General features: G+C 65.2%; 12 protein-coding genes and 2 pseudogenes. 8 read left to right on the top strand and 6 right to left on the bottom strand.

Features of this window, described 5'->3' with window-relative positions; genetic code table 11:
• Positions 1 to 154: 154 nt before the first annotated feature.
• From BKD30_RS02415 to BKD30_RS02390, 6 genes and pseudogenes are all read right to left on the bottom strand, one after another.
• Positions 155 to 319, bottom strand: a pseudogene (locus BKD30_RS02415) (AAA family ATPase); the annotation flags it as partial.
• Positions 320 to 321: 2 nt separating this feature from the next.
• Positions 322 to 1704, bottom strand: coding sequence for a Mu transposase C-terminal domain-containing protein (locus tag BKD30_RS02410; protein ID WP_076701490.1), 1383 nt, complete (start codon positions 1702 to 1704; stop codon positions 322 to 324).
• Between the two features lie 8 nt (positions 1705 to 1712).
• Entirely contained in the window at positions 1713 to 2306 is a 594-nt protein-coding gene (locus BKD30_RS02405) for a recombinase family protein (RefSeq protein ID WP_076701487.1), read from the bottom strand.
• A gap of 208 nt (positions 2307 to 2514) precedes the next feature.
• Entirely contained in the window at positions 2515 to 2895 is a 381-nt protein-coding gene (locus BKD30_RS02400) for a DsrE family protein (RefSeq protein WP_083955940.1), read from the bottom strand.
• Between the two features lie 2 nt (positions 2896 to 2897).
• Entirely contained in the window at positions 2898 to 3314 is a 417-nt protein-coding gene (locus BKD30_RS02395) for a DUF302 domain-containing protein (protein ID WP_076701484.1), read from the bottom strand.
• A gap of 32 nt (positions 3315 to 3346) precedes the next feature.
• The gene (locus BKD30_RS02390) at positions 3347 to 3604 is read right to left on the bottom strand and encodes a metal-sensitive transcriptional regulator (RefSeq protein ID WP_076701482.1); all 258 of its coding nucleotides are present in this window, start codon (positions 3602 to 3604) and stop codon (positions 3347 to 3349) included.
• A 121-nt stretch (positions 3605 to 3725) separates the two neighbouring features.
• Between BKD30_RS02390 and BKD30_RS02385 the strand changes: the two genes are divergently transcribed.
• The 8 genes and pseudogenes from BKD30_RS02385 to BKD30_RS02350 form a co-directional block, all read left to right on the top strand.
• Positions 3726 to 4346 carry a rhodanese-like domain-containing protein gene (locus BKD30_RS02385; protein ID WP_076701479.1) on the top strand — a complete coding sequence of 207 codons (621 nt, stop codon included), beginning with the start codon at positions 3726 to 3728 and terminating at the stop codon, positions 4344 to 4346.
• On the top strand, positions 4346 to 5245 hold the full coding sequence (locus BKD30_RS02380) for a sulfite exporter TauE/SafE family protein (RefSeq protein WP_076701477.1): 900 nt from the start codon (positions 4346 to 4348) through the stop codon (positions 5243 to 5245). The genes BKD30_RS02385 and BKD30_RS02380 overlap by 1 nt, the downstream gene beginning before the upstream one ends.
• 29 nt (positions 5246 to 5274) lie before the next feature.
• Positions 5275 to 5616: a rhodanese-like domain-containing protein gene (locus tag BKD30_RS02375; RefSeq protein WP_076701474.1), complete on the top strand. Its 342-nt coding sequence runs from the start codon at positions 5275 to 5277 to the stop codon at positions 5614 to 5616.
• Positions 5617 to 5649: 33 nt separating this feature from the next.
• Complete coding sequence (locus tag BKD30_RS02370; protein ID WP_076701471.1) at positions 5650 to 5946, top strand: rhodanese-like domain-containing protein; 297 nt, start codon at positions 5650 to 5652, stop codon at positions 5944 to 5946.
• Positions 5947 to 6010: 64 nt separating this feature from the next.
• Positions 6011 to 6316 (top strand): thioredoxin family protein, encoded by a 306-nt coding sequence (locus tag BKD30_RS02365; protein WP_076701469.1) that lies wholly within the window; start codon positions 6011 to 6013, stop codon positions 6314 to 6316.
• Complete coding sequence (locus tag BKD30_RS02360; RefSeq protein ID WP_143588020.1) at positions 6279 to 6719, top strand: rhodanese-like domain-containing protein; 441 nt, start codon at positions 6279 to 6281, stop codon at positions 6717 to 6719. The genes BKD30_RS02365 and BKD30_RS02360 overlap by 38 nt, the downstream gene beginning before the upstream one ends.
• A gap of 88 nt (positions 6720 to 6807) precedes the next feature.
• Positions 6808 to 8220, top strand: a complete 1413-nt coding sequence (locus BKD30_RS02355; protein ID WP_076701462.1) for an MBL fold metallo-hydrolase — start codon at positions 6808 to 6810, stop codon at positions 8218 to 8220.
• Between the two features lie 109 nt (positions 8221 to 8329).
• Positions 8330 to 8647, top strand: a pseudogene (locus BKD30_RS02350) (MFS transporter); the annotation flags it as partial.
• Positions 8648 to 8798 lie beyond the last annotated feature (151 nt).

The raw sequence follows: 8798 nt of genomic DNA, 5'->3' as shown, positions 1-8798 counted from the left end.
TCCGGGCAGGCGAAGGTAGCGTTACGCACGTCGAGGTCTTCCAGATGGGCGGTGTGAGAACTCCCATCATCGGAAGACCTCGACCCCTACACGGGCACCGACGCGCCGCCCACGATCACAGCGCCCGATACACCCTCAATTGCGATGAGCCTGTTATGTAGGGTTCCAGGGCATCCCAGTTCGCGTAGCGGCGGGCGGAGTAGGTTTTGCCGACGCCGGCGTCCCCATGGCAGATACCGATGGTGCGCTCTTTCCGTACGGCGTTGGCAAACTCGGTGAAGCGCCGGTGTTCTTTGGTCACGATGAATGGCTGGTCCATCATCAGTCCTCTTCGTAGGTGCGAAGCCGCGGCCGGCGGCGCGGTGGTTCAGAGATGCGAGGTTGTTCGCGGTCGGCAACGGTTGGGATGCGGTCGTTAATGGTGCGGCGCAGCTCGCGCCGGCGTGCCCGGCGGGCTGCTTCGATGTCCCGAAGACTCAGCCGGAGGTTCGGGTGGTCTTCGTCTATAGCCGTGCAGATGAAGGTGTCATGGTCGAAGACGCGAATCTCGGAGATGTCTCGGGGGTCGTAGCGGATGGTGATGGTCTGTCCGACAAAGGGTGCGAGGGTGGGTGAGAGGTAGCGCTGGCCCTGAAAGTGGATACCGTCGCGTTGCACGACGCGGTTCTTCGGAACGGTGAGGAGGAGTCCGTCGAGTTCTTCGAGGGTGTCCGGCATGCGGGGAAGCCATCCATCAGCAACCCAGGCGTCTCTGGGCGACGTGCCGAGTTCGCTGTGTGCCCGGTTGTTGTAAACGGCGATGAAGGCGCCGATTTCCCGATCGATTGTCGGCAGGTCGAGCACTGGCTGTGGTGAACGGCTTCCGGGAGCAAGGTACCCCGGCAAGGTCGCAAGGACCTCGGTGTTGATTGTGCCGAAAAAGCGCTCGATCTTGCCGCGCCCCTGTGGCCGGCCGATGGTGGAATGGATGGTGCGGATGTGCAGCGCGACGGCGGTACGTTCAAGGTGGTGGCTGGTGAAGTCGGAGCCGTGATCGACGTGCAGGATGTCAGGAAGTCCACACATCACCCAGGAAGGGTTCTGTTTACGCCAGATCGCCTGCCGCAGAGCGAGGGCTGTGTTCAAGGCTGAGGGTGCGCCGGTAAAGACGGTGTAACCGCAGATTGCCCGGGAATAGTCATCTACCACCGTGGTCAGCCAAGGACGGTCCGGTTTACCGTTTGCGCCGAGAATGAGGATGTCGAGTTCGGTGTGGTCGGCCTGCCATATCTGGTTCGGCCGTTCCGCCCGGCGGCGGTACACGAGTTCGTACCGGTCGCGGTAGGACGTGGGCCCCTCGAGGGCGAGGGTGACAAGACCGGGATCCAGGGCAGCGACGATGTCCCGAACCGTCGAATACCCAGGCACCGGAGCGTTCCTCTGTCTGGCATCGGCGATAGCCAGCCGGTGCAGGGTTGCAAGGCTTGGGCGGGGCCTTGTCAGCGCGAGCCTCTCGATGAATGCCACGGTTTCCGCTGCGGTACGGCGCCTGCCGGCATCGGCCCTGGGACGCGGATCCAGCGCCGCGATGCCACCCTCTTGGAACGACCGGCGCCAGCGCTCAAGAGTGCGCAGGCTGACCTCCGATGCCCGGGCCAGCTCCGCGAGTGGGATCTTATCTTCGACGTGCAATCGAAGGATCCGCCACCGCTCCACGCCGTTCATGAACGCAGCTACATGGTGCTCTCGCGGGCAGCGAGGGCTTTCTGGTGACGGTAGAGCGTTGCCCGGCTCCACCCGACGAGGCGGGCCGCTTCCTCAGCGGTGCGGCCCTTGGCCCGCGCTTCGGTCACGATCCTCAGCTTGTCAGCTATCACTACAGGGTCCGAGAGCGGCCGGCCGAACCTGGTTCCGCCCTTTCGTGCAGCAGCAATCCCGGCATTGACCCGTTCAACGATCAACTCCCGCTCGTACTCCGCCAGGGTGGCCAGCATGTTCAGCATCAGCCGGCCCGACGTTGTGGCAGGGTCGATGCCATCCGAAACTGACCTCAGCTGCACGCCACGCTCCCGGAACAGGTTCACGGTGTTCAAGACGTCTATCAGGGACCGGCCGAGGCGATCTATCCGCCACACCACGACCGTGTCGCCCGGCTCAATATAATCCAGAAGCTTCTTCATCCCAGGCCGCTCGATGGCAGTCCGGCTCCCAGATGTGACATCGGCGAAGACATCACGCTTTTGCACCCCGGCGCCCACGAGTGCATCAAGCTGCAGCTTGGCGTCCTGGCCCGCAGTGCTCACCCGCGTATATCCGAGATGTCTCACCGGCTCATTCTGCCTCAGAAACCCCGTCCGAGCACCCGTGTAAGACAAAAACACGGCGAGACAACTTTCCAAGACAACGAGGTGCCCGTCCCGACGCTGCTCCAATCGGGCTTCTCCAGGAAGAAGGCAGTGTCTTGAAAAGCTTTTGATTTCCGAGACATTCCTGGGGAGCACCTGCACCAGGGGGTCTACATCATCAGGGGCGGCGCTACAGCCTGGCGTAGGCCCAGCCTTCCCATTGACGCTGAGCCAGGTGGGCGATGGCTGCGGGCACCGTTCCCACGCCGGGCGCAAGGTCTTTGTCCCCCATGCCTGCCGAGCGCATGCTGTTGCCGCAGGCGAGGATGTCCACGCCCAGTTGTCCGGCGTTTGTGCTGGCTTCGGCGGCGGGTGAATTTTGGGCGAGGAGCTTGACGCCGGGCCCTTGGACGACCACTTCAATGCCAGCTTCCAGACCGAGCGCGGCGCGGGCGTTCGCGGCGCTGCGCAGGATGCCGACGAAGGCATCCTGTTCGAGCGGGCCGCCGGCGTGGATGAACAGGCCGGGCCCTGCCTGCTCATCCTCTGGAACCGTTGTTTCCACGGACATCTCTACTTCGCCATTTCGCCCAGGTCGGCGAGGGCCTTCCGGAGGCGGGTGCCGGCGTCGTCGGCGATGTCCTTGACGGCCTGTGCGGCGCTGAGCTGGACCATGGTCTGGGGGTCAATGGCTTCCACCGTGGTCAGCTCTGCGTCCTTGTTTCGGCGCACCACAACATTGCACGGCAGCAAAGCGCCGATTTCCGGTTCGGCTGCGAGGGCGCGGCGGGCCAGGGCCGGGTTGCAGGCGCCGAGGATGACGTAGTCACCGACAGTGTCCGCCGCTTCAGCGCCAAGCTTGGCTTCGAAGGTGGAGCGGACATTGATTTCCGTGAGGATCCCGAAGCCCTGGGCTGACAGGGCGTCCCGGGTGCGGTCCACGGCTTCGGTCCAGGGAAGGTCCACGGTGGTGGTGAGGGTGTACGTCATGGTTCTCCTTGGCTGCTCGACAGCTGGTCTGTTTAGGCGAGGGAGAGGAAGAGCTTCTCCAGGTCTTTCTTGTCCATGGTTTCGTCCTTCTGGACGATGCACTGTTCCAGGCCTGTGGCGATGATGGCGAACCCGGCCCGGTCCAGCGCCTTCGATACGGCTGCGAGCTGGGTGACGACGTCCTTGCAGTCCCGGCCTTCTTCAAGCATTCGGGTGACGGCGGACAGCTGGCCCTGGGCGCGCTTCAGCCGGTTGATGACAGGGGTGAGTTCTGAGGGATTGAGTTCCATGGGTTTCTCCAAAGATCGGGGCTTGCCTCTATTCTATACCCCCTAGGGTGTTTTGACTACCCCGCAGGGTATCTGCAATACTGGGTGGGGTATCCACCCGACCCCTTCCGAGAGGCCAGCAATGACTTCCCCTTCCACCGCACCCGCTGTTACTGCACTCGCCCCTGAGACCCTGCAGTCCTGGTTCAAAGAGCACCGGGACCTCGTGGTGATTGACGTCCGCTCTGCCGCTGAGTTTGAGTCCCTGCATATCCGCGGCTCCTACAACGTGCCGCTGCCGCTGCTCTCCGAACACGCGGACGAGCTTGCCGCCCGGCTGGGCAGCCGGGTGGTCCTGGTCTGCCAGTCCGGCGTGCGCGCAGAGCAGGCCCGCCAGCGCCTTGCCAAGGCCGGCATCGACACCGCCTACGTGCTGACCGGCGGGGCACCCGGCTTCGCCGCTGCCGGCGGTGACGTGGTCAAGGGCAAGGACCGCTGGGACCTGGAGCGGCAGGTCCGCCTGGTGGCCGGCTCCCTGGTGGTCCTGGGCCTGGCAGGCGGTAAGTTCGTCTCCCCGAAGATCCGCACGCTTGCGGGGGTCATCGGCACGGGCCTGACGTTCTCGGCAGCCACCAACACCTGCGCCATGGGCAAGGCTATCGCGGCCATGCCGTGGAACAAGGCTGCCCAGGAGCCCACCCGCGAAAGCGCCATCCTCGCCCTGCCCGCCGCCAGCAACAAGAGCACAGAAGCCGCAGCCTAATGACAGCCACCCTGGTCCTGGTTCTCGCCCTCTCGGTGGTCATTGGGCTCTCGCTAGGCGTCTTGGGCGGCGGCGGGTCCATCCTGACCGTCCCGATCCTGGTTTACGTGGCCGGGTTTGAAGCCAAGGAAGCCATCGCGGCGTCCCTCTTCGTTGTCGGCGTCACCTCCGCCGTCAGCGTGATCAGCCACGCCCGCGGGGGCAGGGTGATGTGGCGGACCGGCCTGATCTTCGGCGCCGCCGGCATGGCCGGCGCATTCGCCGGGGGCCTGCTGGGCGGGCACATCCCCGGCCAGATCCTGCTCATCGCCTTCGCCATCATGATGGTGGCCACCTCCGTGGCCATGCTCCGCGGCCGGAAGAAAAAGAACGACGACGGCGGCGCCCCGGTAAAGCATGAGCTTCCGCTGGGCAGGGTCCTGCTGGACGGGGCCGTCGTCGGACTTATCACCGGCCTGGTGGGCGCGGGCGGCGGGTTCCTCGTGGTCCCGGCCCTGGCGCTGCTGGGCGGCCTACCGATGTCCGTTGCCGTGGGCACCTCCCTGGTGGTCATCGCCATGAAGTCCTTCGCCGGGCTCGCCGGCTACCTCACCACCGTCCAGCTCGACTGGGGCATCACCCTCGGCGTGACCGCGGCAGCGATCGTTGGCTCCCTGATCGGTTCCAAGCTCGCGGGCCGCATCCCCGAGGCGGCGCTGCGCAAGGCCTTCGGCTGGTTCGTCCTGGCCATGGGCACCTTCGTCCTGATCCAGCAAGCCCCGGCAGACCTTCAATGGTTCATCGCAGCAGGTGTCGCAGCCCTGACCGCAGTCACCGCTGGGATCTGCTGGTTTTTCATCAGCTCCTGCCCCCTGCGCAACCGCACCGGCCGCCGCAGCAACGTCCCCTCACCCGCCTGAACCCGCTACAACCAGCCAAGGAGAACACCATGGGCCTCATCAGCTCCCTGAAAAAAGCCTTCAGCAAGCCCTACACAACGGTCTCAGTAGCTGAGGCCAAGGACCTCCTGTCCTCAGGCGCCGCGCTGATCGACGTCCGCTCCGCCCAGGAATGGCGCTCCGGACGGGCGCCCCAGGCCAAGCACGTCCCGCTGGACCGGCTGCAGACCAGCACCGCAGGAATCAACAAGAACAAGCCCGTCATCGCCGTCTGCGCATCCGGCGTACGCTCCGCGTCAGCGGCCCGGCTCCTCGCCACCCAGGGGTACCAGGCCTACTCCCTGCGCGGCGGCATGAGCGCCTGGCGCGCAGCCGGCGAACCCGTCCGCTAACAACCGCCCACTCTTTTCGAAGGAGAAAACACCATGGCTGAAATCACTATCACCGAAGCCGAGCAGCGGCGCACCAGCGCCTGCATCCTCGACGTGCGCGAGGACTTCGAGGTCGCCGAAGGCATGATCCCCGGCGCCCTGCACATCCCCATGGGCCAGCTGCAGGCACGCCTGTCCGAACTGGACCCCGCAGTCCCCGTCATCGCAGTCTGCCGCAGCGGCAACCGCAGCGCCGCCGTCGCCGATGCCCTCAACGGCGCCGGCTACAAGGCAGACACCATGGCCGGCGGCATGACCGCCTGGACCCGCGCGGGCCTCCCCACCGCCTAAGCCCCACCGCGCCCCCACGCCGCAGGGCAACCAACCAACTTCGCCCGAAAGGACTCAACAGACCATGGCAACCATCGACATCACCCAGCAATCCTTCGCCCAGACCCTAGAGAGCAACGAGATCGTCTTCGTTGACTTCTGGGCAGCCTGGTGCGGCCCCTGCCGCCAGTTCGCACCCACCTACGGTGCCGCGGCCGAACGGCACCCGGACATCACCTCCATCCCCACCCTGATGGCCTTCAAGGACAAGACCCTCGTCTTCTCCCAGCCCGGAGCCCTCAACGCCACCGGACTCGAAGAAGTCATCCAGGCCGTCAAGAACGTCGACATGAATGAACTCCGCGCTCAGGCCGGACGACAGAACGCCTGATGCGATGCCAGAGGGCCCGGGGTACCGCACTGTAACGGCAGGCGAACTCGCCACGGTCTGGCCACGCGCCACCCTGGTGGACGTTCGGAGCCAGGAAGAGCATGCGACCGCACACGTCCCCGGCAGCCTGAACATCCCCCTCGACGAATTGCCCTCCCGGCTTGCCGACCTCCCCGGCGGCACGCTTTACCTCATGTGCGGGTCAGGAAAACGCAGCAGCCAGGCCGCACGGATCCTTACCGACCGCGGATACCAGACGGTCAACGTAGCCGGCGGGATCACCGAGTGGTACCGCAACGGCCACCCCGTTACCTATCAACCCACCCCGGACAACCCGTCCCGGCAACAGCCGGGCCACGCCCCGGCAGGCCTGCGCAGGCTGTTCCGCACGAAATCTACTTAGCCGCAGACCGCTTGCGGGATACCCCCGGGGGTATCTATACTGGATGTAGAACAACAACCAATCCCCTTTCAACTAAGGAGAGCACTACATGCTTATCGAGCGCATTTACGATGAAGACCTCGCCCAGGCCAGCTACCTGATCGGCTGCCAGGCCAACGGCACCGCCGTTGTTGTCGACGGACGCCGCGACATCGCCGTCTACCAGGAACTGGCCGAGAAGAACGGCATGAAGATCGTGGCCGTGACCGAAACCCACATCCACGCCGACTACCTCTCCGGCACCCGCGAACTCGCCGCCGCCACCGGCGCGAAGATCTACGTCTCCGGCGAAGGCGGCCCGGACTGGCAGTACGAATTCGACGGTGAGCGCCTCTACGACGGCGACAAGATCACCATCGGCAACATCAGCATCCAAGCCGTGCACACCCCGGGCCACACTCCCGAGCACCTGTCCTTCCTGGTCACCGACGGCGCGTTCAGCGACCAGCCCGGCTACCTGCTCTCAGGTGACTTCGTTTTCTCCGGCGACCTCGGCCGGCCGGACCTGCTGGACGAGGCAGCCGGCGGCATCGACACCCGCTTTGAAGGCGCTAAGCAGCTGTTCGCGAGCTTGCGGGATAAGTTCCTGACCCTGCCGGACTACGTCCAGGTCCACCCGGCCCACGGCGCCGGCAGCGCCTGCGGCAAGGCTCTCGGCGCCATCCCGTCCTCCACCGTAGGTTACGAGCGGCTCTACTCCTGGTGGGGCCCCTACCTCGCCGCCAACGACGAGCAGGGCTTCATCGATGAGCTCCTCGACGGCCAGCCCGACGCGCACGCCTACTTCGGCCGGATGAAGCGCGAAAACCGTGAAGGCCCCGCCGTCATGGGAGAACGCGCTCCGCTCAAGGAACTGGACACCGCTGACGTCGCAAAGGACCTGGCGGCGGACAAAGTCACGTTCATCGACACCCGCCCCAACAGCGAAGTCCACGAAGGCACTGTAGCCCGTTCCCTGAACGTACCGGCCGGCAAGTCCGTAGCCAGCTATGGCGCCTGGGTAGTGAACCCCGAGACCGACAAGAACCCGCTGGTACTCCTCGCCAAGGACCAGGAACAGGCCATGGACATGTGGGACCACCTGGTACGGGTCGGCATCGACAACGTCGCCGGCTACCTCACCAGCATCGAAGGCCTCCCCATGACCACCCCGAAGCTGATCCAGCCAGAGGAACTCAAGGGTTTTGACGCTGCCATGATCGTGGACGTCCGCAATCGCAGCGAACACATCGCCGGAAACATCGCCGGCTCGTACCAGCTCAGTGGCGGCCGGATCATGTGGCACCTGGACAAGCTCCCCGCCGACGGCACCATCGTGACCTACTGCCAGTCCGGTGTCCGGAACTCTGTGGCGGCCAGCGCCCTGCGCCGGGCCGGGTACGACGTCGTCGAACTCGATGGCAGCTACGCCGCCTGGGACGCCTTCCAGCAGACCCGACAGAACGTCGTCTCAGCAAAGTAAAACCCTAAGACCGCCCGGGCAGGACCCCCCTCCTGCCCGGGCCCGCCCGGACGCGTTCCCCCACGTGTCCGGGCACTCTTATGTCCCCGGCACGAACGGAGTACTCAGGATGGCCAGAACAAAGGCGGGAAGCGCCCCGGACTCCACCCGTGTCGCTCTGGGCCTGCGGCAGAACCTGGCGCAGTTCATGCTGCTGGTGGCTGTTAACGCCCTGGTGGGCGGGACGCTTGGCCAGGAGCGCACCGTGCTTCCGCTGCTGGCAGGGCAGGTTTTCCAACTGGACCTGTACACGAGCGCGCTGACGTATATCCTCGCCTTCGGCCTGTCCAAGGCCGCAACAAACTACTTCGCGGGAACACTCTCTGACCGGTACGGCCGCAAACGCGTCCTCATCGCCGGTTGGTTGGTAGCGGTCCCTGTTCCGCTCCGGAAGGTGTCAAGTCTGGTGAGACAGTTTCCGTCAGGCGGTCTGTATGAGGGCCTCCTGTGAGGGTTGGTTGATCCAGGCTGTGGCGGGCAGTGTGGGTGCTGCGGGTCGGCGGTGGCCGAAGCGTTCCGGATGGGCGGTGTAGGCAGCG

It is taken from the genome of Tersicoccus phoenicis (assembly GCF_001968835.1).
GTDB classification, from domain to species: Bacteria; Actinomycetota; Actinomycetes; order Actinomycetales; family Micrococcaceae; genus Tersicoccus; species Tersicoccus phoenicis.
Note: the sequence above shows the minus strand (reverse complement) of the source record. Positions and strands in the feature narration are given on the sequence as shown.

Coding starts and splice junctions, on each gene's coding strand:
- BKD30_RS02410 (WP_076701490.1), bottom strand. CDS start 1,704: ATGAACGGCGTGGAGCGGTGGCGGATCCTTCGATTGCACGTCGAAGAT.
- BKD30_RS02400 (WP_083955940.1), bottom strand. CDS start 2,895: ATGTCCGTGGAAACAACGGTTCCAGAGGATGAGCAGGCAGGGCCCGGC.
- BKD30_RS02395 (WP_076701484.1), bottom strand. CDS start 3,314: ATGACGTACACCCTCACCACCACCGTGGACCTTCCCTGGACCGAAGCC.
- BKD30_RS02390 (WP_076701482.1), bottom strand. CDS start 3,604: ATGGAACTCAATCCCTCAGAACTCACCCCTGTCATCAACCGGCTGAAG.
- BKD30_RS02385 (WP_076701479.1), top strand. CDS start 3,726: ATGACTTCCCCTTCCACCGCACCCGCTGTTACTGCACTCGCCCCTGAG.
- BKD30_RS02380 (WP_076701477.1), top strand. CDS start 4,346: ATGACAGCCACCCTGGTCCTGGTTCTCGCCCTCTCGGTGGTCATTGGG.
- BKD30_RS02375 (WP_076701474.1), top strand. CDS start 5,275: ATGGGCCTCATCAGCTCCCTGAAAAAAGCCTTCAGCAAGCCCTACACA.
- BKD30_RS02370 (WP_076701471.1), top strand. CDS start 5,650: ATGGCTGAAATCACTATCACCGAAGCCGAGCAGCGGCGCACCAGCGCC.
- BKD30_RS02365 (WP_076701469.1), top strand. CDS start 6,011: ATGGCAACCATCGACATCACCCAGCAATCCTTCGCCCAGACCCTAGAG.
- BKD30_RS02360 (WP_143588020.1), top strand. CDS start 6,279: ATGAACTCCGCGCTCAGGCCGGACGACAGAACGCCTGATGCGATGCCA.
- BKD30_RS02355 (WP_076701462.1), top strand. CDS start 6,808: ATGCTTATCGAGCGCATTTACGATGAAGACCTCGCCCAGGCCAGCTAC.